General features: G+C 56.3%; 21 protein-coding genes. 8 read left to right on the forward strand and 13 right to left on the reverse strand.

Features of this window, described 5'->3' with window-relative positions; genetic code table 11:
* The 3 genes from urtC to urtA all read right to left on the reverse strand — a co-directional run bounded on the left by urtC (position 1) and on the right by urtA (position 3,500).
* On the reverse strand, positions 1-1,134 hold the full coding sequence (gene urtC / locus IG617_RS18300; protein WP_192110699.1) for an urea ABC transporter permease subunit UrtC: 1,134 nt from the start codon (positions 1,132-1,134) through the stop codon (positions 1-3).
* 11 nt (positions 1,135-1,145) lie between these two features.
* Positions 1,146-2,072: an urea ABC transporter permease subunit UrtB gene (urtB, locus tag IG617_RS18305; protein ID WP_192110700.1), complete on the reverse strand. Its 927-nt coding sequence runs from the start codon at positions 2,070-2,072 to the stop codon at positions 1,146-1,148.
* 165 nt (positions 2,073-2,237) lie between these two features.
* The gene (gene urtA / locus IG617_RS18310; RefSeq protein ID WP_153772203.1) at positions 2,238-3,500 is read right to left on the reverse strand and encodes an urea ABC transporter substrate-binding protein; all 1,263 of its coding nucleotides are present in this window, start codon (positions 3,498-3,500) and stop codon (positions 2,238-2,240) included.
* Between the two features lie 415 nt (positions 3,501-3,915).
* Between urtA and IG617_RS18315 the strand changes: the two genes are divergently transcribed.
* The 4 genes from IG617_RS18315 (at position 3,916) to IG617_RS18330 (ending at position 9,799) form a co-directional block, all read left to right on the forward strand.
* A complete protein-coding gene (locus IG617_RS18315) occupies positions 3,916-7,314 on the forward strand; it encodes an ATP-binding protein (RefSeq protein WP_192110701.1) in 3,399 nt (1,132 codons plus the stop codon).
* Entirely contained in the window at positions 7,295-8,248 is a 954-nt protein-coding gene (locus IG617_RS18320) for a response regulator (protein WP_338110033.1), read from the forward strand. Before IG617_RS18315 ends, IG617_RS18320 begins: the two co-directional genes overlap by 20 nt.
* A gap of 229 nt (positions 8,249-8,477) precedes the next feature.
* Positions 8,478-8,951, forward strand: coding sequence for a hypothetical protein (locus IG617_RS18325; protein WP_192110702.1), 474 nt, complete (start codon positions 8,478-8,480; stop codon positions 8,949-8,951).
* A gap of 155 nt (positions 8,952-9,106) precedes the next feature.
* Positions 9,107-9,799, forward strand: coding sequence for a hypothetical protein (locus IG617_RS18330; RefSeq protein WP_192110703.1), 693 nt, complete (start codon positions 9,107-9,109; stop codon positions 9,797-9,799).
* Positions 9,800-9,833: 34 nt separating this feature from the next.
* Here IG617_RS18330 and IG617_RS18335 read toward each other — a convergent pair whose 3' ends face one another.
* Both IG617_RS18335 and IG617_RS18340 read right to left on the reverse strand, forming a co-directional pair.
* Positions 9,834-10,166: an EF-hand domain-containing protein gene (locus IG617_RS18335; RefSeq protein ID WP_192110704.1), complete on the reverse strand. Its 333-nt coding sequence runs from the start codon at positions 10,164-10,166 to the stop codon at positions 9,834-9,836.
* Positions 10,167-10,269: 103 nt separating this feature from the next.
* Entirely contained in the window at positions 10,270-12,264 is a 1,995-nt protein-coding gene (locus tag IG617_RS18340) for an ATP-binding protein (protein ID WP_192110705.1), read from the reverse strand.
* A gap of 83 nt (positions 12,265-12,347) precedes the next feature.
* Here IG617_RS18340 and IG617_RS21905 point away from each other — a divergent pair, with 83 nt between their 5' ends.
* The 4 genes from IG617_RS21905 (at position 12,348) to IG617_RS18360 (ending at position 15,247) form a co-directional block, all read left to right on the forward strand.
* Positions 12,348-13,001, forward strand: a complete 654-nt coding sequence (locus IG617_RS21905; protein WP_192110706.1) for a response regulator — start codon at positions 12,348-12,350, stop codon at positions 12,999-13,001.
* A gap of 111 nt (positions 13,002-13,112) precedes the next feature.
* Positions 13,113-13,796, forward strand: coding sequence for an SH3 domain-containing protein (locus IG617_RS18350; RefSeq protein WP_192110707.1), 684 nt, complete (start codon positions 13,113-13,115; stop codon positions 13,794-13,796).
* 120 nt (positions 13,797-13,916) lie between these two features.
* Entirely contained in the window at positions 13,917-14,621 is a 705-nt protein-coding gene (locus IG617_RS18355) for a hypothetical protein (RefSeq protein WP_192110708.1), read from the forward strand.
* Positions 14,622-14,722: 101 nt separating this feature from the next.
* Positions 14,723-15,247: a hypothetical protein gene (locus IG617_RS18360; protein WP_192110709.1), complete on the forward strand. Its 525-nt coding sequence runs from the start codon at positions 14,723-14,725 to the stop codon at positions 15,245-15,247.
* A gap of 71 nt (positions 15,248-15,318) precedes the next feature.
* On the opposite strand, the gene IG617_RS18365 is transcribed toward IG617_RS18360, so the two are convergent.
* From IG617_RS18365 to IG617_RS18400, 8 genes are all read right to left on the reverse strand, one after another.
* Positions 15,319-17,109 (reverse strand): vWA domain-containing protein, encoded by a 1,791-nt coding sequence (locus tag IG617_RS18365; RefSeq protein WP_192110710.1) that lies wholly within the window; start codon positions 17,107-17,109, stop codon positions 15,319-15,321.
* 128 nt (positions 17,110-17,237) lie between these two features.
* On the reverse strand, positions 17,238-17,645 hold the full coding sequence (locus IG617_RS18370; RefSeq protein WP_192110711.1) for a hypothetical protein: 408 nt from the start codon (positions 17,643-17,645) through the stop codon (positions 17,238-17,240).
* Between the two features lie 303 nt (positions 17,646-17,948).
* A complete protein-coding gene (locus IG617_RS18375) occupies positions 17,949-18,878 on the reverse strand; it encodes a sugar phosphate isomerase/epimerase family protein (protein ID WP_192110712.1) in 930 nt (309 codons plus the stop codon).
* Positions 18,878-19,840, reverse strand: coding sequence for a sugar phosphate isomerase/epimerase family protein (locus IG617_RS18380; protein WP_192110713.1), 963 nt, complete (start codon positions 19,838-19,840; stop codon positions 18,878-18,880). Before IG617_RS18380 ends, IG617_RS18375 begins: the two co-directional genes overlap by 1 nt.
* Positions 19,841-19,843: 3 nt before the next feature.
* Complete coding sequence (locus IG617_RS18385) at positions 19,844-20,647, reverse strand: ABC transporter permease (protein WP_254170625.1); 804 nt, start codon at positions 20,645-20,647, stop codon at positions 19,844-19,846.
* A gap of 92 nt (positions 20,648-20,739) precedes the next feature.
* Positions 20,740-21,681: an ABC transporter permease gene (locus IG617_RS18390; RefSeq protein WP_192110715.1), complete on the reverse strand. Its 942-nt coding sequence runs from the start codon at positions 21,679-21,681 to the stop codon at positions 20,740-20,742.
* The gene (locus IG617_RS18395; RefSeq protein ID WP_192110716.1) at positions 21,678-22,700 is read right to left on the reverse strand and encodes an ABC transporter ATP-binding protein; all 1,023 of its coding nucleotides are present in this window, start codon (positions 22,698-22,700) and stop codon (positions 21,678-21,680) included. Before IG617_RS18395 ends, IG617_RS18390 begins: the two co-directional genes overlap by 4 nt.
* Positions 22,697-23,680 (reverse strand): ABC transporter ATP-binding protein, encoded by a 984-nt coding sequence (locus IG617_RS18400; RefSeq protein ID WP_192110717.1) that lies wholly within the window; start codon positions 23,678-23,680, stop codon positions 22,697-22,699. The genes IG617_RS18395 and IG617_RS18400 overlap by 4 nt, the downstream gene beginning before the upstream one ends.
* Positions 23,681-23,767: the final 87 nt, after the last annotated feature.

Consider the following 23,767-nt stretch of genomic DNA (forward strand, 5'->3'; position numbering starts at 1 on the left):
CTATTCGGCGGCCTGAGGGTCTTCGAGAGGCGGTTTCGCCGAGGTGCTGGAACGTCCGAGCCAGCGATCGACAGCTGGTGCAACATTGGTGCGATAGAGACCGGAAAGTCCGTTGGGGAATACCAGAACAACCGCGATGAACAGGGCGCCCAGACCAAAGAGCCAAAGCTCCGGGAAAGTCTCGGAGAACGTTGTCTTCGCCCAATTGACCAGAAGCGTTCCGTAGACCGCACCGAAGATGGACAGCCGGCCGCCAACCGCGCAGTAGATCACCATCTCGATGGAGGGCACGATGCCGACGAAGGAGGGCGACATGAACCCCACCTGCAGGGTGAACATCGCACCGCCGATGGCAGACAGAACAGCGGCAAAGCAGAAGACGAATATCTTGAAGTTGGCAACGTCATAGCCCGAGAACCGCACGCGATCCTCTTTGTCCCGCACGGCGACGAGAAGTCGGCCGAGCTTGCTCTTCAGCACGAACTGGCAAGCGATCAACACGCCAATCAGCAAAGCGCCATTGAGGAAATAAAGGACGTACTTTGCACTGTCAGTCCGGATGTCCCATCCCAGGAGAGTTCTCAGATCCGTGATGCCGTTGACGCCGCCGGTATATCCCTGCTGACCGATGATCAGGATTGTCAGAATGGCGGCAATCGCCTGGGTAATGATCGCAAAGTACACACCGCCTACCCGCCGCTTGAACATGGCTGCGCCGATGATGAAGGCGAAGAAAGCCGGCAACACAAAGATCGCGATCAATGTGAACGCAAGGCTGTTGAAGGGCACCCAAAACCAAGGCAACTCCGTGATCTGGTTCCAGTCCATGAAGTCAGGAATGCCTGGCGTCGACTGTATCTTTGTTGCCTCGGGCGTTGAAGATTCAAGCTTCAGGAACATCGCCATGCAGTAGCCGCCGATGCCGAAGAAAACGCCCTGACCTAGGCTGAGAATGCCACCCATGCCCCAGCAGAGAACCAGGCCGATCGCGACAAACGCATAGGTCAGATATTTGCCGATCAGATTCAGGCGAAAGATATCAATTGAGGCAGGCAGGACGATGAAGATCAGGGCCGCCAGGATCGCGAGACCTAAAAGCTCCTGTCGTCCGAGAAAGAATTTTCCATTTGTCATGGTGCGCTCCCTCAGCGGCGGATCTTGTGTGAGAAAAGACCTTCGGGTCGCAGCATCAGGATGCCGACAACGGTCAGAAGTGTGAGAACCTTCGCCATCGACCCGGAGAGAAAGAACTCCATGGTCGACTGTGCCTGGCTGATGGCAAAGGAAGAGGCGATTGTTCCGAGCAGACTGGCGGCGCCGCCGAAAACGACGATCAGGAAGGTGTCGACAATATAAAGCTGACCAGCGGTCGGACCTGTCGAGCCGATCATTGTGAAGGCACTGCCGGCAATGCCGGCTATGCCGCATCCAAGTGCATAGGTCTTACGATCGACCCATTCAGTGTTGATGCCAACAGCTCCCGCCATGACACGGTTCTGAACGACGGCGCGGGTCTGCATACCCATGCGCGACTTGAACATGAGGAAATAGACGCCGACAGCGATCACCAGAGTGAGCGCCATGACGAAAAGGCCGTTGATCGGGATCTCGATGATGTCTGTGAGCGCGATCGACCCCAGCAGCCAATCCGGAAGCGTAACGCCAACTTCGCGCGCCCCGAAAATGGAGCGGTAGGCCTGCTGCATAATAAGGCTGAGGCCCCAGGTCGCCAGAAGCGTATCGAGCGGTCGCTTGTAGAGATGACGTATCAGAGCCCATTCGACGAAAGCGCCAAGAGCGCCGGCAGCAACGAAGGCCAAGGCCATTGCAATAAAGAAGTAGATGCTGAAAAGCCCTGGCAAAAAGGCCTGAAAGAAATTGGAACAGAGATAGGTGACGTAGGCGCCCAGGATCATGAATTCGCCGTGGGCCATGTTAATGACGCCCATCTGACCAAAAATGATGGCAAGGCCAAGTGCCATAAGGACGAAGACCGAGAAGAGGATCAGTCCGGCGAAGCCTTGCATGGCAAAGATGGAACCAAGTTCCGTCCAGGTGTAGTCGGCGAACATGCGCGCGTCTCCATGCGGGGGGCAGTACAAGCCCCGGGGAAAAAGCGAAGTTTGGGAGATTGATTTTGGGCGCCACACCGGCTGCATTGGCGCAGCGCCCATTTTTTTGCCTAGCTGGCTTCCGGTCCCAAGCAATCAGCCAAGAGACCGAAAGTCGTCAAAGGCTTATTGGTAACCTTCCGGGAAGGGATCCGGCTCCATCAAGTCAGCGGTCTCATAGACCAACTCATACTGGCCATCCGGCTTGGCAAGACCGACACGGGTCTTGGACCAAAGGTGATGGTTTTCGTGAACCCGGACGTAGCCTTCAGGCGCCGTCGTCAGCTCGATGCCAGGAGAGGCGAGACGAACCTTGTCGATGTCAAAGCTACCAGCCTTTTCGACAGCGGCCTTCCACAACCAAGGGCCAAGATAGGCGGCCTGTGTCACATCGCCGATGACAATATCATCGCCCCAACGCTCTTTGAATGCCTTCACGAAGGCTTCGTTGTTCGGGTTGTCGAGGGACTGGAAGTACTTCATCGCAGCGTAAGCGCCCGTGATGTTCTCGCCGCCGATGCCGCGGATTTCGTCCTCGGTCACAGAAATTGTGAGAAGAACCGGCTTCTCCTTGGTCATGTCGATACCAGCAGCTTTGAGCTGCTTGTAGAATGCGACGTTTGAGCCGCCCACGACGATTGCGTAGATCACATCAGGCTTCTTCAGCTTGATCTTGTTGATCACCGAGTTGAACTGAGTGTGGCCAAGCGGATAGTACTCTTCGCCGACAACCTTAAGGCCAAGCTTTTCGATGTGCTTACGCGCGATCTTGTTGGACGTACGTGGCCAGATGTAGTCAGAGCCGAGGAGATAGAAGCTCTTCGCCCCTTTTTCCTTTGCGACCCAGTCGATTCCCGCGATGATCTGCTGCGTGGCTTCCTGGCCGGTGTAGATCACGTTCGGGGACTGCTCCAGGCCTTCATAGAAGGTCGGATAGTAGAGCATGCCATTGTACTGTTCGAAGACCGGCAGAACCGCTTTACGCGATGCAGATGTCCAGCAACCAAAAACGGCGGCAACCTTGTCGTTGACGAGGAGCTTCTTGGCTTTTTCCGCGAAGGTGGGCCAATCAGAAGCCCCATCTTCCTGCGTGTATTCGATCTGACGCCCAAGGACCCCGCCCATCGCGTTGATCTGCTCGATGGCGAGCTTTTCAGCCTGCACCGAACCGGTTTCGGAGATCGCCATCGTGCCGGTTACCGAGTGAAGGATACCGACCTTCACGGTATCTTCGGTGACTGCCAACCCGGTCGTATTGACGTCATCCGCATGGGCTGCTGACGGAAAGCCGATCTGGGAGAAGGCAGACAGCGCAAACGCTGTTGCCGTTCCAAGGATCAGGCCGCGCCGCGATGCGGTCGGGCCCTTTAGTTCGCTCTTGTTGTTCATGACTATTGCCACCTCCTGTCTGTGGTGCAGGTGCGGGGCCTGTTTGGCGCTCCGCATGACAGGAGGCTCGCTGGAAATTGTGCGATGCCGCAATGCGTCAGTTGCTGTGGGTTAATTGACTTATTTCACATAAATTCGATTTCTGAGATGATTTAGATTTTCTTCCAAATTACGAGTACTCAATTAACTTTACTAAAAACATCAGATCTCCTCCGCTCCCGAAGGAGAAAAAATAGAAACAACAAATAATATTCACCAAATCAAAACGGCACGAATATTGCTGATCAATTTGCCACAATGGTGATTTTTCAAAAATATCATCGTTTCGCATTTCAGATGCGCAAATTGGCATCATTTTTCTCTGCACCGCACAATAAAGGTGCGCCTGCGAGAGAAAAGGCAAGGCTGGGAACAGATGGCGGGTCATCAGCGGGTTGTGCGCCTGCGCCGAACATACAACCAGTGGGTGGCGAACCAGACCCTGGAAGACTACGCGCTCCGTTTCACCGCGAAAGGCGCAAGACGCTGGTCGGCTGCTCGGGTCGCCAACACCGCGCTTGGCGCCATCTCCTTCCTTGCTCTGGAAGCCATCGGAGCAGCGATCACGCTCAATTACGGCTTCACGAATTCGGTCACGGCGATCATGGTCGTGGGTCTTCTTATCTTCATCACCGGCCTTCCGATCTCTTTCTACGCCGTCAAATATGGTGTCGACATTGACTTGCTGACCCGCGGCGCGGGCTTTGGCTACATTGGCTCGACGGTCACCTCACTGATCTACGCGAGCTTCACCTTCATCTTTTTCGCCCTTGAAGCGGCCATCATGGCGACCGCTCTGGAACTTTTCCTCGGCATTCCACTCAATATTGGCTACCTGCTTTGCACGCTCGTGATAATTCCGATGGTGATCTACGGCATCACTCTGATCAGCCGCCTGCAAGTCTACACCCAGCCACTCTGGATCTTCCTGCAGATCCTCCCGTTTGTGTTCATCGCCTGGCAAGGCGTCGCCCCGTTCGACGAGTGGCGTTCCTTTTCCGGTCGCCTGGGCGCCGAAAACGGCCAATTCGACCTATTGCTTTTCGGTGCTGCCAGTGCCGTCGTCTTTTCCCTCATCGCCCAGATCGGCGAGCAGGTGGATTTCCTGCGCTTCCTGCCGCGTGAACGGCGAGGCCGGCGTACCCAATGGTGGCTATCCCTTCTAGCCGCAGGGCCGGGCTGGATCATCATCGGAGCGATCAAGCTGTTGATGGGGTCGTTTCTAGTGGTTCTTGCCATCGGAAACGGAATGGCGCCTGAATTCGCGGTCGAACCGACCCACCTGTACCTGATGGCATTTCAACATGTGGCCAGCCCGGAAGTGGCAATCGCCTTGACCGGCATTTTTGTCATCGTCTGTCAGATCAAGATCAATGTGACGAATTCCTATGCCGGCTCGATCGCCTGGTCGAATTTCTTTTCGCGTCTGACCCACAGCCATCCAGGCCGGGTCGTCTGGCTGGTCTTCAACGTTGCCATCGCTCTCGCGCTGATGGAACTGGGCGTCTACAAGGCGCTGGAGCGAACCCTTGGACTCTACTCGATCGTCGCCGTGGCTTGGATCGGCGCCTTGTTTGCAGATCTGGTGATCAACAAGCCGCTCGGACTTAGTCCGAAACACATCGAGTTCAAACGCGCTCACCTTTACGACGTGAACCCGGTCGGCCTCGGCTCCATGGGGCTTGCCAGCCTTTTGGCCCTTGCCGCCTACTCCGGCGTGTTTGGCGAAACGGGCAGAGCCCTGGCCAGCTATATCGCCCTCTTCACCGCGGTGATCCTGGCTCCTGTTATCGCCTACCTGACAAAGGGGCGCTATTACATTGCTCGTAAGGCGGACAGCTTTGTCGCCGACGACGGCACGAAGCCTGCAAGCATGGACTGCTGTATCTGCGAACATAACTTCGAGATCGAGGACATGGCGCGCTGTCCTGTCTACTCGGGCCCAATCTGCTCACTCTGCTGCTCTCTCGATGCAAGATGCGAGGATGATTGCAAGGAAGAGGCACGGATCGGGGATCAGATCAGTTCATTTCTTCATTCGATCCTTCCAGAGCAGGTTGTCGGCAAGATCGGCGCTCGGCTCGGGCTTTATATCGGCGTCATGCTCGTGGTCAGCCTATCGCTGGGCGGGATCTTGTCGTTTGTCTATTTTCACCTGGATGTGGCAGCAGAGATCGGCGCAAAGGCAGGCATTGAACAGGCGCTGACCCAGGTTTTTGTGATCCTGCTGATGATCTCAGGGGTGATGGCATGGCTTTACGTGCTTGTGCATGAAAGCCGCAAGTTCGCGAAGGAAGAAACCCGGCGCCAAACCAGCCTCCTGATGCAGGAGATCCGCGCGCACAGCAGGACAGACAAGAAGCTGCAAAAGGCCAAGGAAGTTGCGGAATCCGCCAATGAGGCCAAGAGCCGCTATGTTATCGGCATCAGCCATGAACTCCGCTCGCCGCTGAACGCCATTGCCGGATATGCCCAGTTGATGCAGCGCGACCCAGCCATTCCTGTTCACAGGCGCGACGCGGTCAAGGTCATCCAGAACTCGGCCGACCATCTCTCTGGCTTGATCGAGGGGTTGCTCGACATCTCCAAGATCGAAGCCGGCCATCTGACAATCTACCGGGAACGTTTCAACCTTCATGAGTTCCTGACCCAGATAGTTGATATGTTCCGGCTTCAAGCTGATGCGAAAGCCCTTCGCTTCGTCTTTGCCCCTGCCGACAATCTGCCTGTCTACGTCTTTGGTGACGAAAAGCGCCTCCGGCAGATCCTGATCAATCTCCTCTCCAACGCGATCAAAGCGACCCGCTGCGGGGAAATCACTTTGAAGGTAGAATACCACAGCCAAGTGGCCGAGTTCTTCGTTTCGGATACGGGAACAGGTATCGACCAGAAAGATCTGGAACGTATTTTCATACCTTTTGAAAGACTTGAGGGAGACGCCGCCTCGACACCCGGGACGGGATTGGGTCTCACCATCACAAAGCTCCTCAGCGAGATCATGGGCGGCGACATCCAGGTGGAAAGCACACTTGGACGGGGAAGCACATTCAACGTCCGCCTGCTTTTGTCCTCTGCCCAGGCTCCCTCAAGCAAAACCGCTGTCGAAAAGCAGATCCTCGGTTACGAAGGCCCAACGCAGACGATCATTGTCGTTGACGACGACGCAGCCCAGCGTAGCCTGATGAGTGATTTCCTCGTGCCGCTTGGCTTCAGGGTCATCGCAGTTCCCAATGCGAATGCCTGTCTTGAAGTCGTCGACACAAATCAGCCTGATGCCTTTCTGCTTGATATCAGCATGCCCGGGATGAATGGCTGGGAGCTCGCCAGGGTTTTGCGTCAGTCCGGCCATGGAGCGGCGGTCATGATCATGATTTCGGCAAACGCAGATGAGCGCGGACGCGACCCGGTCCATCGGATCTATCATGACGACTACCTTGTCAAACCGTTCCGGCTTTCAGAGTTGCTGGAGCGGCTCGAGAGGCACTTGAAGCTTGTCTGGCGCACCGAGGAAAGTGCGCCGATCGATCAAAGCGCTTCGGTTCATCCCTCTTTCGACAAAGCCGCCATTCCCTCAACGGAAAGCCTGCAGATGCTGCGCCAGCTCAGTCAAATGGGCTATGTGCGCGGCATAAGGGCCAAACTCGACGATATCGAGTTACAGGAGCCGCAAGCCACCGCATTTGTAACCCACATGCGAGAGCTCGTGACAGATTTCGATATCAAACGCTACGAACAGCTATTGGAGGCAGTTGAGCATGATGATGGTCGTTCCTAGCCCTGGTGACACAATCCTCGTGGTTGATGACACCCCCTCTTCCCTGGGCATGCTGACCAGTGCCCTGGAAGAATCCGGCTACACGGTGCTGGTCGCTCCGGACGGTCAAAAAGCGTTAGACATTGCCTCACGGTTTACACCCAACGCCATCCTCATGGATGCCGTGATGCCAAATCTCGATGGCTTCGAGACCAGCAAGAGACTGAAGAAAATGTGCGGTCTTGAGGATGTTCCCGTGCTCTTCATGACCGGGCTCAGCGACACTGAAAACATCGTCAAGGGTCTGGAAGTCGGCGGGGTGGACTACATCACAAAACCGGTGAACCCGGCGGAGTTGCTGGCGCGGCTCAAAGTCCACATCGCCAATGCGCGCAGCAGCAAGAGCGCACATCTTGCCCTCGACGTCTCGGGGCGCTTCCTGCTTTCCATCGATCTTGCCGGCAGGGTCTGCTGGGCGACGCCCCAGGCCAGAATGCTTCTCGGCCTCGACAGTTCTGACGCTGCGGAGAAAGTCGAAGCCCAGGTAATGACAAATGCGCTTCCAACAGCCGTCGTCGACTGGCTGCGTCAAATGACCGGAATGTCCGGGCAGCCCTCCCCCTCCGCACGAGAGGATCTGTTTCTCTCGCTGGAGGCCGGTGAAATGCGCTTTGCCTACGTCGGCGCCATCAATTCCGGCGAGCATCTGCTGCGCGTCACGGAAGGGGGCAGCAAGGACGGCAACGAAGCCCTTCGGGCGGAGTTCAATCTGACCGAACGGGAAGCTGAGGTTCTGACGTGGATCACAAACGGCAAATCCAACAAGGAAATCGCCGCGATCCTGGACATGAGTCCACGAACCGTCAACAAGCACCTTGATCGCATTTTCGGAAAACTGGGCGTCGAAAACCGAACCGCCGCAGCCGTCCTGTCGCTCAAGAAGCTGCAGGACTAGATTTCCACTTTTCGTCGACCACATCTTTGGCATCACCCTCGCCCGCCTCTTTCAAAGATCCGCAGAACGAAAGCCAAACTGTATCGCTCCGATCTCCCGGCCCTTCGGCAAATCGGAGCGAATGCAGCCTTATGGGGGATCGACCCCATGGGATGAAAGCTGGCTGAGCGGCATTCTCCTCACATCGGAAACGCGGTGACACACCGCTCACAGATGAGGGGAATTTGAGATGCTTGCACTGTCCATTTTGAAGAAAGCCGCCAAGACGATCACCATGGTCATGGTCGCCGCCGCAATGTCCTACGGCGCCGTTGAAACCTTTGATCCGTCCATCGCGGAGGCGGGCGCGAAGAAGAAGGTCCAGTTCGTGTCCAAGGGGATCGGCAAGGTCGGCGGCTTCCTGGAAAAAGCGGGCCGCAAGGCCCAGGCAAAACGCGGCATCGGCAAACATGTCGGCGGCATTTTGAAGAACACCGGCAAGGGCTTCAAGAAGACCAGCAAGGGCGTCAACAAGGGCATGGGCAAAGTCTCCCGTGGCACGAACAAGTTCCTCGGCAAATCCAAGGTTGGTCGCGGCCTCAAGAAAGGTTGGCGTAATGTGAAGCAGCGTCAGGATCAGACCATCAACCGGGCCTTCGGCAACTGCGGCGGCCGGTTCTGCAAAGGCGCACGTGAAGGGGTCCGGTTGTTCGCCCCGATGTAAGGAACAAGGGTGATCACCCAAAATCGGCCGGATGAGAATCCGGCCGATTTTCTTTTGTCGAAGAGCATTCACCGTGCAGATGGGGGATCCACCCCATGGGGGGGCAAGGAAAGCCCCGGTATCTTTTCACCATGGAAACAGGAAAGGACAGACCGATGAGGAAATTCATTTTTGCAGCCGGCGCATTGCTCGCCTCAATGGGACCAGGGTTCGCATCGGGCGCTATGGCCGGAGAGGGCCTCGATTTGTCCGGTTACAAGCCAATACCGACAGCCATCCATCTTGATTGGACGCCCGAAAAGTCGATGGCCGTCCTTCGATTTTCAACCGGTTGCCTATCGACGCAAACCGGACACATGGTCGCGGAGGATCTGTCGGTTGAACTGGATCGTGAAACTGGCCGTCTTGAAATCAACGGGAGTTATCTCCAACAACCTCCGGAGAACCCGAGAATGATTGGCTCGGCGGATTGTATGGGTTCAAGAGTGAAAACAGTCGAAATTCCGCATTTGACAGGTGGCAACTATGAAGTGCTCAGGAATGGCAAATTGCTTTGGAACGTTGAGCTGGCTGACAAGCCTCTCGAGATGACCTTGGGCCTGGACGAGGCGAAGGCAGGTCAACTGATCAAGCGCAAAACGTTCAAACCGTCATCGAAGGCGTGGATGAGACACGAGGGTGTCAATGCATCAAGAGGCGCGCTCAGGGCAACAGGCTCGGTGCGGGTTTCCAAAGGAACTCTGGTCTCTGAGAAGAGACAGACACACTCTTCGATGGGACCGGGTAAAACGGAAAACCGGCCATGGCGCTTTTGCTACTGCATGCCAAGGAGCATTGGCGGTAACTGACAGACATGAGAGGATATCGTGGGCGGCGGTGTTGCTACTTGCTCTTCCTGAAATCCTCATCGGCGTTGCGCATTTCAAGCGGAGTTACAATGCCGTCCTTGTTCTTGTCGATGACATTGAAGGCATACCCATAGGCTCCGAAGAACCTGATTTTGCGCGCGGTCGATTGCCCGAAATCGGCCATCGCGCGAACAAACGTCCTGAATTCCTTGCGCGTGAGAACCCGATCCTTGTTCACGTCAGCCTTCAGGAAAGCGGCGATTTCGGATTTCTTCGGTTTCAAGTTAGCGGTCGCGAGCGACGATTGCGGTGTCCAGCCACTGAGACCAAGTGCCAGCGATGCGATCAAGATGATCCGATTTCTCATGAGCTCCACTCCCTCACCCTACGGAATTTATCTCAGGCTGAGGGAATTGCAAAAAGCCAAATGCGGCCAATACTGGAGAATTCTGAGGCCTAGCCAGTCGCGTTCAAGCCGCAAGCGGGATTTTCAGGACAAACTGCGTCCCGCGGCCTTGTTCTGACCTGCACTCCAGATCCATGCCGTTGCCTTTGGAAAGCTCAAAGCAGACTGAAAGCCCAAGTCCATGGCCCTCTGAATTCTCGCCTTTATTGTAGGCTTGCGAGAAGGCCGCGATTTCGCTGTCGTCCATGCCCGGTCCTGTGTCCAGGACGTTCAGCTCAATCTCGTCTCCGGCGCGCCTTACACCCAAGAGCACCGCACCGGTTTGGGTGTATTTCACTGCATTGGATACAAGGTTGCTGACAATGCGCATGAGGATAAGCGGCGGAACCGCAATTTTTTGCGAGGACGACACTCGTCGCAAGCGCAAGCCCTTGGAGATGGCTTCTTCATTAAACATCTGCTGTACGGTGTCGATCACGAGCGAGATTTCATAGGGCTCCTGCTCATCTTCGCTTGAGGTCGCATTGTTCCTGGGCTCACCCGTCGGCGGCAGGGCTTCCCGAACGTTCGACCCGGCGTCGTCATCGTGGGCCCGGTTGGGCGTTGTCTCCTTCAGATAGTCGTTGGACAGGGCCTCCATGTAGTCGAAGGCTTCGGTTAGGCGTTGTTTGACCTGCGGATCGAGATGCTCCGACAGGCTGTCGACGTTCATTCTGAGGGAGGTGATGGGCTGCTTCAGGTCATGAGAGGCCGTCGCCAGTTGCCTTTGGCGCAGGCTCGCCAGTTCCCTGGCTCTGGTGTAGTTGCGCTCTGTCTCCAGCAGTTCCCGGCTTCTTTTGGCTTCCGCATCGAGAGCTGCCAATTCTGCCTGAACGGCCGATGCATGTTTCTTGCGTAGATTGATGATGTGGCCAGTCAGGCCGGTCATTGTGGTGATCAGTAGAACAGTGAAGATGCCTTTGACCGAGGTGGACACAGGAATGATTTCGGCCTGACTGCCAATCACCATCACGGCTATCAAAACAACGACCATCAGGACACCAAGGCCTGAAATGATCATGCTTGTCAGATGGATCTCGCCCTGATCGCGTCGCCAACGACTTCCCGCCAGGAAAACAGAGGCAAACATCAGCGCAAGCAGTACGTAGCCGACAAAGGCTGCATAGGTGCCTGGCGAAAGAAGTGAGACAATGAAGCCTATGACCGAGAGCCCAGCGAGCGACGTGAGCGCCAGGGAAAAGAACGTTTCCCGCCCGTCGATCGTGGTCGAGCGACCGGAAATTAGAAAGCCGGTGCCCGACAGTGCATAGAGAAAGAAGAACCCGACAGGAGACTGCAAATCCGGAGTGTCGGGGAAAAAGAACCGAAACCACAGTCCGTCGATATAGGCGATAAAACCCAGTCCGACACTAAACTGTGCTGCGTAAAGGATGCCGATCCAGTTCTTCATCGCCACGTGAAAGCCGAAGAAGAACACAAGACAGGAAATGGCGAAGGCATAAAAAGCTGTGTGGGAAATTCCGGATGAAAAGGCTGAGGCTTCCAGTTCAACGGGTGTTTCCAACGCCATATCGAAGGATTGAAAGGGACCAAACTTGAAGTTCACCAGGAGAGTGATCTCTTCTTGCGGTGCGATCTCGAAAACGGGCGTCCTTAGCCGGGTAACCGAGTGATCTTCGGGTATGAAGGGCTCGAAGATCGAATAATTCAACAGGCTTTCAGTGAAGCCGCTGTCCCGCACCACATAGGCATCGACCTCGCTTACAAGCGGAAGATCAAGCACCAGAACAAAGGGATCGGGTGCGCGGCCGTCATCCAGTGTGGCATTCAAAATGCGGACTGCGGCCCAGGCTTCGGGCGCGTAGTTCGTATCGAGCGCGGAGGCCTCAAGCACTGCCTGGAACTCACCGGCGCGGAAGCTTTTCAGGATTTGCCCGAGGGAAGAGGATGGGTCCGAGAGATAGGTCAGACTGTGCTTGAGGTCCGCAATACCTCTGCCGGGCTGCAGCTCCACGCTGCCTGCCCAGGCCGTTCCCGCGAACTGAAGAACGAAAAACATCCATGCCAAAAATCTCAGGGTTCTGGTCATTTCCTCTAGGGCATGTCAGTTTCGCGCGGATGTCACCGGATGGATAGTGAGCCGTGAACGAGCAAAAATACAATGCAATTATTGCAGACGATCACGCAATTGTACGGGCAGGGCTGAAAGACGCTTTGGAAAAACCCGGATTGATCGAGCCGGATGGCATCAAGGTAGTAGCCGAAGCAGGAGATGGGCTGACGGCGATTGCAGAAATCCGGAAACATCGGCCACACCTTCTCCTGCTGGATGTGTCCATGCCGATGGCCGGCGGTGTGGAAGTTCTTGTCGAAGCCCGCCGATGGTCCCGGGAAACAAAGGTGGTCGTGTTGACCGGCGTCTCCGCCGTTGGGCTTGTCTCTGACCTGATCGAGGCCGGGGTGGACGGGCTTTTCTCCAAGGCGTCGGACAATACCGAATTCTACCAAAAGCTTCCGGGCATCCTTCGCGGCCAAAGGCATATCTCGGAGCACTTCCTGAGCATTCTCGAGGAAACGCCGAAGTTGCCTATGCTGACTGACAGGGAGCGCCAGACACTCAACATGATCCTCGCCGGTCGATCCAACAAGGAAATCGCCGAAGGGCTGGGGATCAGTATCAAGACGGTCGACAAACACCGCACCAGCTTGATGCAAAAATTGAATGTGCGCTCTGTGCCGCAGCTGATGGCGCGCGCATTGAAGGAAGGAATGATCGATCCTTCCAAGGAGTTGTAGCCGTTTCACCTAAAGGGAGGGCGCGAAAACGTCGGAAAATGGGGGATCCACCCCATGCCATTGAACTTCGGCAGGCGTAAATTGGACGCCTAGACATGGAAAGGGAACGTCATGCTCAAGAGCCTTAAGTTCATCGGCAAACTCGCATTTTGCATCACTGCTGTCTTAGTGGCTGCCGTCATCACTTTCGACGCGCAGGCCCAAACCAGCGAAACGTCCCTTGAGGGCTTCCGCGAGCTGAAGGTTGCTCCCGGACTTGCCGTTGGCGACGACGTCATCGACGTGTTGATGCCATTTCTGCGTGGCCACCCCGAAAGCGAGGAAGGCAAACCCGGTCTTGAGGTGAAACTTCGAAAGGCTGACTACGGCTTTCAGGTCGATATCATCCAGACAGGTTTCCTGGATGACTCCGTTTCAGGCCACCACTTCCGCGGCGGCGTTATCCGCACGAGCAATGGGCAGTGGGAACTGCTTAACATGCATCTCAGGCCGATCTGCGCCCGGGGCCAAAACGTCGACGGCTATTGCAAAACCATCGCAAAGCCGGCTCCCCCTGCAATGTTCATTATGCCCGGTGCCAATTCGGCAGGTGCGCTCCATTGCGTAGATGTTGCTGCCGAGGACGTGCTGAATGTGCGCGAAGGGCCGGGCTCGAGATTTGCAACTGTTGGCGCTCTGGCGCACGACAACTGTAATGTTGCCGTATCAAATGCGTGTGAAGGCAAATGGTGCAAAGTTCGCTCCGGCGATCTTTCTGGCTGGGCACACACCGGCTATCTTTATGCTGCAAACTAGGTACAGCGAGAGTGCTGCCCAGGAGAGGAAATGGATGTTTTGCATCCAAGGAAGATTGTGAAAGACCGAATGCTCAATTTCCAAATGCAAGGGTCAGTTTGTGGCAGGTTCTGTTTGGGTATGGCGACAGCCTTGACCGTCTGGGCGTTGTCAGAGGCTGCTCTGGCTGGTGACGGCCCAAGGCCGACCTATTTGGAAAGCGGCAGTAATGATCTAATCCAGTTTCAAAAAGGCGGCGTTCCAACGCCAGAGATCACGGCGTTGGCCCAATCGTCTGCTGCACGAGAGGCAAAGCAGATGACCAACGCAGCGCGGGTGCAAAAAAGCCCAAACACTAGAAGCCTGGGCATTGCACGTTCTGACAATCCGACGCCGGGTGCAGGGCTCCTGCAGTCTGCACCGCCCGAGTTGCCTGAGGCGTCCTCTGACGCTGCCGTCGCCTCTTCGGCAGCACCGCAGGCGGAGATGGTGCAGAAGAAGCAGCGAGCCAGGGTCGGGGTCCGCAGTCTGCCTTCTGCAGCTAGCCCGGAGGCGCAGCAGGCCCCTCTTGAGGAGGATATCGATCTGCGCCTCGTCACCATATGTCTGACCAATCCGAAACACGCGCAGGGCGCAAAGGGCTTTGACATTCGCCGTGACGGCCTGCCCCGCTACGTCGCAGAAGTCGGTGAGATGGCTTGTGCTCGGTTCGAGCCGACCCGTCAGATGCTCTATTTCTGGAAGGCTGACGGATCAGGTGAGCTGACCCCTACGCTCTCCAGCCGTTTGGACCTTAATGACTCTGACGGCACGCTGGTCACGCTCGAATGGTTGCGAGATCACTAAATCATACCTGAAGGTGCCGTCCGAATGGGGTCTTGGCCCCATGCCGATATGTCTGTGGGACCGATACCTTTGCTCATCGAACCTGAGCAAAGGACAAAACCATGAAAATCTCCGCAAAATCTACCACAGCCGCACTGTCGTTGGCCGCTCTTGTCATGAGCTCCGGCGCCGCCACTGCTTTTGGGCTCAGAGACGCATTCGTAAAATTCGAGGGTTATACCTTTCTGACATTGGACTCCGATCCTTCTTTGACCCCCGGTATCGTCGCCAAGAACGAGCAGCAGAAAGGCCGTTGGTTTAAACGAAAGCCGAAGGTGTCTTCCCGGTGGTCTCCTGAAAAACAAACCCTGATATTGATCATCTCATCGGGGTGCCTGCAATCCAGCGCAGGAGACCCGGGGGACCTCGTGAAGGTCTCGCTCGACCGTGAAAATCGACGCATCGTAGTGACCGGGGCCTTCTGGTACCAAGTTTCCTCAAAGAAACAGACGCGGGATTGTATGCGGACACAAACCTATGAACGGGTCTTTCGGGATCTGGACTATGGAGCCTACACATTGCAGGTCGGCGATGAGCCTGAAACACGCTTGATGCTTGGGAATCCTAAATTCCATGATCCCGTTTGAGCTGTCCGAACGGACACGATGAAACCGGCGGGTGGGCTGCCCGCCGGTTTTCTTGTGTTTCGTGGATAAGGCTACTGTTTTGCGGTCTGTGCGAGCCGCAAGATTGTCAGAAACTCCGAGCGGTATCCGAAGCGGTCGACGCCCTTGTTTTCCCTGGCGAGCTTTTCGCTGTCTTCGTAACTCCAGTTACCCAGGTAGTCCGTGCCTTTAAGCAACTGGCCGAAGCTGGCGACGGAGGCGGCGAAGAGGGTTTCGGAAACGGGGATATTCTGATCTGTCTCTCTTACCGGCGTTTCGATCAACTTGCTTTCGTCTTCGCCGGGCGCCTTGTAGCGAAGTTTCACGAAAGCCAATTCACTGGAGTATGCGTCGTCGACACTTGTTGGTGTTTCTTCTGAAGGGCTGTAGCGGCCGTCGGGGAACTTGATTGCAGGAGAACCAACGGGCGTGATTTCGTAGAGCGCGGTGACATTGTGGCCGGCACCGATGTCACCGGCGTCCACCTTGTCGTTCTTGAAGTCCTCCGTCTTCAAGGCACGTGTCTCATAGCCGATCAGCCGGTATTCCGTGACGGTCTGTGGATTAAACTCGACCTGGATCTTCACATCCTGCGCGATCATAGAGATTGAGCTGACAACCTGATCTACGAGCACTTTCCGAGCCTCGGAAACCGTATCGATATAGGCGGCAACACCCTGACCGTTTTGCGCAAGCGTCTGCATGAGTTCGTCGTTGTAGTTGCCGTGCCCGAAGCCCAAGACAGAGAGCCCGGTGCCCTGTTCCCTTTTGCCCGAGACGAAGCGTTTCAGGCTGTCAGGATCGGAAATCCCAACATTGAAGTCACCATCAGTCGCCAGAATGACGCGGGTTTGTTCACCTTCGCCCGTCATTTTTTCTGCAAGCGCATAAGCCCCCTTTAAGCCGTCATGACCCGCGGTCGACCCACCGGACGTCAGCGCGTTGATCTTGTCGAGTATCTTGTCCCTGTCTGTCACTCGGGTGGGTTCGAGCAGAACACCCGCCTCTCCGGCATAGGTGACAATCGCAACCTCATCCTCGTCGCGCAGGGAGGTGAGAAGGAGCCTGAAGGATTGTTGCAATAGGGGCAACTTTGTCTCGTGCTTCATCGACCCGGAAGTATCGATCAGAAACACAAGGTTTTGCGGCGGCAGCTCGGCCAGGGGAATTTTGTGTCCTTGGATGCCGACTTGCATCAGTTTCGTGTGCTTGTTCCAAGGCGTTTGCACCACGGACACATTGGTCGAGAAGGGTGCCCCCCCTGCCTCAGGGACCTGGTAGTCGTAGTCGAAATAGTTGAGCATCTCCTCGACGCGAACCGCGTCCGATTTTGGAAGGCGCCCATTGGTAAGGGATCGGCGTACATAGGAGTAGGATGCCGTGTCAACATCAATGGAAAACGTCGAAACCGGATCATCACTGACGTTTTTCAAAGGGTTTGCTTCCACCGAGGCAAATTGATCGCCTTCAGGGGAAAGAAATTGCGGAGGAGGCACATCTGCGCGACGGATCGCGCCTCCGTGTTCTGGGCCTTTCAGAGCGGTCCCTCTTCCTTGCGGTGAAGAGAGGTTGAGGACGCCACCGCCGCTCGCGCTTGGGGTGCTAGTCTCCGGCGTCGGCGCACGAAGGGTCTTGGTGAAGTTGGACATAGGCGAAGGGGCGGTTTGCGCGTCTTTTGCCGCGGCGTGTTCATCTTGAGCGAGCTGCACGGCGACTGGTTGTTGGGGCGGGTTTTCCTCCTTGGTCGGCCAGTTGATAGACTGGACGGCGATGGCCACAAAGGCAAGCGTGAGGATGGAGGCTGAGCTGATGAGGATGGCTCTCGGTATGTGATTGCCGATCATGGGGGATCCTTTCCCGACGCGACACACGAGCGCTTATACGCAAGCGTTGACGACGAAATTGGGTTTCAGGGATGTGACGAGGGAGCCACCGTCCTGGTGTCAGGCGGTGGCTCGGCTGGGTGAATGGATCAGCGGAAACTGATCCGGAATGTCTTGCCCTTGGTACAGGTGACCGTATTGGAATTGGCGTACCAGGTTTTCAGGCGATCCCACTTGCCGTTGGACGTCAGCTTGCGAAACTGAACCCGAATGTAAGTCTTCGCATTGTTCACGCCTTCGAGGTTGCGCTTCCACTTGTAGCTGCCGCCGTGGCTTATCACCCGGTTGGAGATGTTTTCCGAACGCCAGCGATTGGACCCCAAGTCGCGGTAGTCGAGATCGTAGACCTGGATCGGGGCACCGGTATTGTTCTGGACTGAGATATTGACGTTCTTGCAGCGATCGAAGGCGGCGGCGGCCTGGTTCATCGGAGCAACGGAGGCAATGCCTGCAATGGCGAACACGGCGGCGGCAGCGGCGGTTGCGAAGAGTTTCATGGGTCTATTCCTTTCCTGATATGTCTGCTCGTTCAGAGCGGATGTCATCGGTTTGTCGATGAAGGAAAGGTGCCCGACGGCGCGCTTTGACTGTATGGGGTCAACACCCCAATCATGCTGCCAGCCGAACCGCGCGAATGAGTTGAAGACATGAAACGAATGGGAAATCTTAGAACAGCTTCGCCTGTCTGACGGGTCGTGCGTGTCAGTTGGTTCGACGAAGGCGTTAGAGACCGTTTAAATCGGACGCCACGCAAACTTGCGCTACGCAATGTCTGAATTCTGAGATCCTACCACTAGCTGTCAGCACTCGTTTCCAATGGCAGCCGCAAAATTCCTGGCTGCCTCGATGGTCATCCTCGCGCTATGGCGGAAATGATTTTCTTTCAGCTCAATGACGATCGCCGTTCCGGGTAAAACTGTGAGTTGACGCGCCATTTCTGCAAAGTCGATCACACCGAAACCCGGTGGGGCATGCATATCCCCGATCCCGAAAAACAGACGTTCGCCGTCGTTGTCCCATTGTATTGTTGAGGGCAGACCGGTTGAATCTGAAAAGTGGATATGACCGACATAGGGTGCCAGCTTCGCGATCTGATCATAGAGGTCATAGCCTTGGAGCACCCTGCCCTGTTGGGCATGGTTGACATCGAGGCAGGCAACCAAAGCCGGATGGTCGACGGCTGCGATCTGATCGGCCAAAGCAATCAGATCAAGCGCGTATGAAGTCTCGGTACCCGCGATGATGCGACGGTTTGGGCTCATATTTTCATAGGCAATGCGGACACCAAGGGTGTCAGCCCGGTCGGCAAGGCGCGACAACGTTTCTTGTTCGCGTTTGAGCAGACCGCGAAATTTGTCTGCCCATTGTACGGGATGAACACGGCCGGGATGGAATACGACAACATCTGCGGAACACTCTGCCGCAAGCTCAAGGCTCGCTTCCGCCGCACGGATCTGAAGAGCAAGATGCGCTTCATCCATCAAATTCACTGCGATGGGCGCATGCAGCGTGTAGCGGATCTGGTGGCTGGAAAGGACGGTCTTCAGCCTGCCCATGCGCTCCGGCAAGAGCTGGCAGGCGGCAACAACGTCCAGGCGGACAGCCGCTAGCTCGCAAACTTCTGCGCCCAACTCCGTCAGCTCGGCAATTCTCCGATCAAGGGCGCTCAAATCACCCTGCGGTCCAAAATGGCCCGCATTAAAGCCGGTATAGGTATGATGCTGGTCCATCATTTCTTCTCCGGCGATCTAACGGCCGTGAGCGCACCCGCCAGCGGCAGGTCATCATTCCAATAATCCATGAAAGCCTTGGCCGTCGCAGCGACTTGGTCTTCAACCGCCCGATAGCGGCCGCGCAGCTCGATCATGGCATAGGTGTTCTTTCGGAATTTCATCGCCGGCAAGACGCTGGTCCAGTCGATCGAACCCCACCCCATAGGCAAGTGTAAATCGCCAATACCCAGCGATACCCGCGAGCCTTCATCGGCGTACCCCTTCAAGTCCGGGCGACCAAAATTGTCATGCAGGTGAAGATGCCAAACCTGTTCGGAGAACGTTTTAATCGCTTCCAGGAAATCAAAGTTCTCGACCGGCGCGGACAGAAAGGCATGACCGAAATCCAGACAGCCACCGATCGCCGGGTGATCGGCCTTGGCAAGCTGCTCCGCCAATCGTCGTGGGTCCGCGCCCGAAACAACCTTGTTGCCCAGCGGATCGGCGATCAGATTCTCAACCGCAATCTGCACGCCTGCTTCTGCCGCCAGATCTCCCAGGCGCTTCAATGATTCTCGCTCAAACTCGAGAAGTTGATCGCGTGAATCCAACCAAACGCTCACCGGTACATTGCCAGAATGCATCACCATCGATGTCATGCCATAACGCCGGCACAATTCGACTGAGGCCTCTGCAAGAGCCCAATGCACATCAAAATTCGGCAGGTCCATGAAGTTGATCGCGTGGTCGGCATGGAGAACATACTTCAGCGCATGGGCCTCCAAAACGACCTGCATCACGCCGGCACGCTCTTCTATGATCCGGCCGCCGACGATCACGTCCAACCTGCGCGCCGTGATTTCGACATGGCTTTGATCATAGGTCTTGTACTGGCCCAGGAGAGCATCCAGGCCGGCCGCATCACCGGCGGCTAGGAAATTGGTGTTGAGGCCGGAGCCGATGCAAATCTTGTCGGTCATTCGTCAGTCCTGAAGTGAGGGATCAAAACGGGTGCGCAGCCAATCGCCGAAAATCGACATGGACAGTGTGGTCAAGAAAATGACGGTGCCCGGCACGACCGCCAGCCACCAGGCGGTAATCATGTAATCCCGACCGTCGCCTAGCATCTGGCCGAGCGAGGTCATCGGCGGACGGATACCGAGACCGAGAAAGGACAGGGAGGTTTCAAACAGTATGGTCTCGGGGAAATTGATCGTTAGCTGCACAATCAGCGGTGAGAGAATGTTCGGGAGAACATGGCGCAGATAGATCGTTGCCGGTTTACCACCAAGGGCGTGAACCGCACGGGCATAGCCTTCCTCACGGGCAGCCAACACCAGCCCCCGCGTGATCCTGGCATAGCGCTCCCATCCGTAGAGGCCCATCAGGAACAAGAAGACGATCATGGAGTTACCCATGAACGCGAGCACCGCCAGCGCGATGATAAACCAGGGCATGGCCGCCTGAAAATCGACCAGGGTCGAAATAGCCTCATCGACCCACTTGCCGAAGTGCGCGGCAACAAAGCCCAACACCGTGCCCAACACCGCCCCGAACAAGGTTCCGAGCAATGCCAATAGCATCGATGTTTGCGTGGCAATCAACAGCCTCGAAAACACATCACGACCGAGCTTGTCCGTGCCGAGCGGGTGGATCCATGTCGAGCCCTCAAGCGGCAGTGGCGGCGCCAACCGAGCACGCAAATCCATCTGGTCAAACTCGAACGGCAGGATGAAACGCGCAAAGATCGTCACAAAGGCAACCGTCAACAGAACGGCTACCGCCATCAAGACGCTCCACGGCATTGCTCGAAAAGCTTTCACCAAGCGCGTGACCAGTCCACGTGCCGCGGGTGTAGCGCCGGCCTCGGGGACAAAGCTCATCGGTTTGCCCCCTCTCGATTTCCGACCCGAACCCGCGGGTCCATCCAGCCATAAAGAAGGTCCACCGCAAGATTGGACAACACCATGGTCAGGGCGATCATCATCAAAATGCACTGCACGACGGCCAGATCCCGCATGGCCACGGCAGAAGTCAAGAGACGACCGATGCCGGGCCAGGCAAAGACGTTTTCGGTAATCACAGCTGAGCCGATCAACTCGCCAACCTTCAAGCCCACAATCGTCACCACCGGAATGGCAGCGTTGGGAAGTGCATGCAGATAGAGGCGCCGACTGGTCTCTGCCCCTTTCGCATCGGCCGTGCGCATGTAGGGCCGGTTCAAAACATCAATCATGGACGAGCGCGTGTAACGAGCGACCTGCGCTCCAAACGAGGTCCCCAGCGTAAAGACAGGCATGATCATGTGCAGCCAGGTTTCCGAGCCCGACGATGGCAACATCCTCAATTGCAACGAGAACCCGAGGATCAGCAAAATCCCGAGAAAGAAATTCGGCATCGAAAAGCCGAACACCGCCAAGCCCATGACAAACCGGTCAAAGGCCGTGTTCTTTTTCAAAGCTGCCAGGACGCCAAAAGGAATGCCGAACAACAGCGCAAACCCCAACGCAGTCAGGCCCAAAAGCGCAGTCTTCGGCAACCGGGCAAGGACCAATTGCAAGGCATCTTGATTGTCACGAAACGAAACCCCGAAATCGCCCTGGAACAACGCCAGAAAGTAGTTCCAATACTGGACAAAAATCGTCTGATCGAGCCCCCAAAGCTTGCGGTAGTAATCGATCGTTACCTGGTCAACATCATCTGGCAAAAGCTGTGCAACGGGATCGCCAGTTAGGCGCAAGATGAAAAACACAAACGTCACGACCAGCCACATGGTGACAACCGCGCGCAGAAGCTTCCAGCCAAGATAAGTCAGGGTCATCGCGGTTCCTCTGAAAAATGGCAGCGAACCTCATGGTCGCCGTTGGCAACCAACTGCGGCTCCCGTTGGGCACAGAGCGGCTGGACCTTCAGGCAGCGGGTCCGGAACCGGCATCCGGATGGCGGTGTTTGCGGGCTTGGCGGGTCACCTGCGAGAAGATGTTTTTCACGCTTGGCCGCCGGATCGGGAACCGGAACCGCAGACAGCAAAGCCTTGGCGTAGGGATGGCGAGGGGCGGAAAACACCTGATCCAACGGGCCACATTCAACGATCTGACCAAGATACATAACCGCAACGCGGTCCGCGATCTGACGGACCACCGCAAGATCGTGGGATATGAACAAAAGCGTCAGCCCCATCTGCGTGCGAATATCCATCAAAAGCGCGATGATTTGCGCCTGGATCGACACATCTAGGGCGGACACCGGTTCATCGCAAATCAGCAAATCAGGTTCCAGGATCAACGCTCTGGCGATGACGACCCGCTGCTGCTGACCACCGGAGAGTTCACTTGGAACCGCGGCCCACAAATGGCGGCCAAGCTGTACCGCCTCCAGCATGGCTGCGGCCCGAAGGCTTCGTTCTGAGGGAGACCCGACACCATGCAGATCCAGCGGTTCGCGAACCTGGATTTCAACCGGGAGACGCGGATCCAACGACCCCGCAGCATCCTGGAAGATAACCTGAACGCGCTTCCGGCTGCTGCGCCAGTCAGTGTGGCTGAGGCTGGCAAAATCTGTTCCGTTAAAAACCGCGCGCCCCTCGCTCGGGTCCATCAAGCCGGCGACGAGGCGGCCAAGTGTCGACTTGCCGCAGCCCGATTCACCCACCACTGCCAGCGTTTCGCCGCGCTGAAGGTCTAGGGAGACAGTATCGACCGCTTTAAAGCTCAAGGCCTGACGCATCAGGGTCGCTTTGCGATAGACAAAGGACCGGGAGACGGAAAGCACCCGCGCAATCGGATCGCTGCTCTCAGATGCCTGATTGGCAGCGGATTGTTGGCCCAGGCTCACACTCATAACGGGGTCCCCGTGAGTGGATGATGACAGGCCAGCGCGCCTCCTGATGCGAGTACCAAGTTTGGTGAGGTCGTCCGGCACTCGTCTGTCGCAAGTCCACATCTGGGGCCAAAAGCACAGCCAGATGGCATGGCATTGATCGGCGGAACCTGGCCCTCAATGACCTGAATGGTCTCACGCCGACGGTCCACACGCGGCAAGGAGTTCAAAAGCCCGGCGGTATAGGGGTGCTTTGGCGCCGCATAAAGCTCCGCTACCGGCGCTCGCTCGACAACCCGGCCAGCGTACATCACCGCAACGGCGTCTGCCATCTCGGCGACTAGTCCGAGATCATGGGTGACGAAAATCACGGCCATCCCAAATTCACGCTGCAGATCAGCGATAAGGGCCAGAATTTGCGCCTGGATGGTCACGTCGAGTGCGGTAGTCGCCTCGTCGGCAATCAGCAGCTTTGGCTGTCCCGCAACAGCCAAGGCGATCATTGCCCGCTGGTTCATGCCACCAGACAACTGGTGTGGAAACTCACGCACCCGGGTCTTGGGATCTGGCATGCCAACACGGTCTAGTAGATCCAGTGCGCGCGATTTGGCTCTATGCCAGGAAACGTCTTCCCGCAATGCAACAGCTTCGGCAATTTGCCAGCCGATGGTTTTAACGGGGTTGAGGCCATTGACGGCATCCTGGAATACGAAAGCAATCTGCTTACGCCGAATGTTGCGCATGGCTTTTGGATTCTGATCCGCCAGATCCAGGCCATCCAGCACAACACGACCGTGACTGATCGCACCACGTTTGGGTAAGAGCCCCGAAATGGCAAGGCAGGTCATCGACTTTCCGCAACCAGACTCACCTACAAGCGCAAGCGTCTGGCCCCGTTCCAGTGCAAAGCTCGCGCTGCGCACCGGGTAAACGACGTCGCCTCCACGCGCCTTGATAGACACGACCAGGCTGTCGACAGCTAACAATGAGGATGTGGACATGGAGACTCTCAGGTCAAAACCTGCCCGCACCTCCCGAGGTTTCCGGCAAGGGCGTCGGCTGGGTCATATCGAGTGAAAGAGAGAGAT

Origin of the sequence: Roseibium polysiphoniae (genome assembly GCF_014842925.1) — a bacterium.
Classification (GTDB): domain Bacteria; phylum Pseudomonadota; class Alphaproteobacteria; order Rhizobiales; family Stappiaceae; genus Roseibium; species Roseibium polysiphoniae.

Coding starts and splice junctions, on each gene's coding strand:
- IG617_RS18400 (WP_192110717.1), bottom strand. CDS start 23,680: ATGTCCACATCCTCATTGTTAGCTGTCGACAGCCTGGTCGTGTCTATC.
- IG617_RS18335 (WP_192110704.1), bottom strand. CDS start 10,166: ATGAGAAATCGGATCATCTTGATCGCATCGCTGGCACTTGGTCTCAGT.
- IG617_RS18355 (WP_192110708.1), top strand. CDS start 13,917: ATGGCGACAGCCTTGACCGTCTGGGCGTTGTCAGAGGCTGCTCTGGCT.
- IG617_RS18320 (WP_338110033.1), top strand. CDS start 7,295: ATGATGATGGTCGTTCCTAGCCCTGGTGACACAATCCTCGTGGTTGAT.
- IG617_RS18340 (WP_192110705.1), bottom strand. CDS start 12,264: ATGTTTTTCGTTCTTCAGTTCGCGGGAACGGCCTGGGCAGGCAGCGTG.
- IG617_RS18390 (WP_192110715.1), bottom strand. CDS start 21,681: ATGACCCTGACTTATCTTGGCTGGAAGCTTCTGCGCGCGGTTGTCACC.
- IG617_RS18375 (WP_192110712.1), bottom strand. CDS start 18,878: ATGGACCAGCATCATACCTATACCGGCTTTAATGCGGGCCATTTTGGA.
- urtB (WP_192110700.1), bottom strand. CDS start 2,072: ATGTTCGCCGACTACACCTGGACGGAACTTGGTTCCATCTTTGCCATG.
- IG617_RS18360 (WP_192110709.1), top strand. CDS start 14,723: ATGAAAATCTCCGCAAAATCTACCACAGCCGCACTGTCGTTGGCCGCT.
- IG617_RS18370 (WP_192110711.1), bottom strand. CDS start 17,645: ATGAAACTCTTCGCAACCGCCGCTGCCGCCGCCGTGTTCGCCATTGCA.
- IG617_RS18380 (WP_192110713.1), bottom strand. CDS start 19,840: ATGACCGACAAGATTTGCATCGGCTCCGGCCTCAACACCAATTTCCTA.
- IG617_RS18385 (WP_254170625.1), bottom strand. CDS start 20,647: ATGGCGGTAGCCGTTCTGTTGACGGTTGCCTTTGTGACGATCTTTGCG.
- IG617_RS18315 (WP_192110701.1), top strand. CDS start 3,916: ATGGCGGGTCATCAGCGGGTTGTGCGCCTGCGCCGAACATACAACCAG.
- IG617_RS18325 (WP_192110702.1), top strand. CDS start 8,478: ATGCTTGCACTGTCCATTTTGAAGAAAGCCGCCAAGACGATCACCATG.
- urtA (WP_153772203.1), bottom strand. CDS start 3,500: ATGAACAACAAGAGCGAACTAAAGGGCCCGACCGCATCGCGGCGCGGC.
- IG617_RS18395 (WP_192110716.1), bottom strand. CDS start 22,700: ATGAGTGTGAGCCTGGGCCAACAATCCGCTGCCAATCAGGCATCTGAG.
- IG617_RS18365 (WP_192110710.1), bottom strand. CDS start 17,109: ATGATCGGCAATCACATACCGAGAGCCATCCTCATCAGCTCAGCCTCC.
- IG617_RS18330 (WP_192110703.1), top strand. CDS start 9,107: ATGAGGAAATTCATTTTTGCAGCCGGCGCATTGCTCGCCTCAATGGGA.
- IG617_RS18350 (WP_192110707.1), top strand. CDS start 13,113: ATGCTCAAGAGCCTTAAGTTCATCGGCAAACTCGCATTTTGCATCACT.
- urtC (WP_192110699.1), bottom strand. CDS start 1,134: ATGACAAATGGAAAATTCTTTCTCGGACGACAGGAGCTTTTAGGTCTC.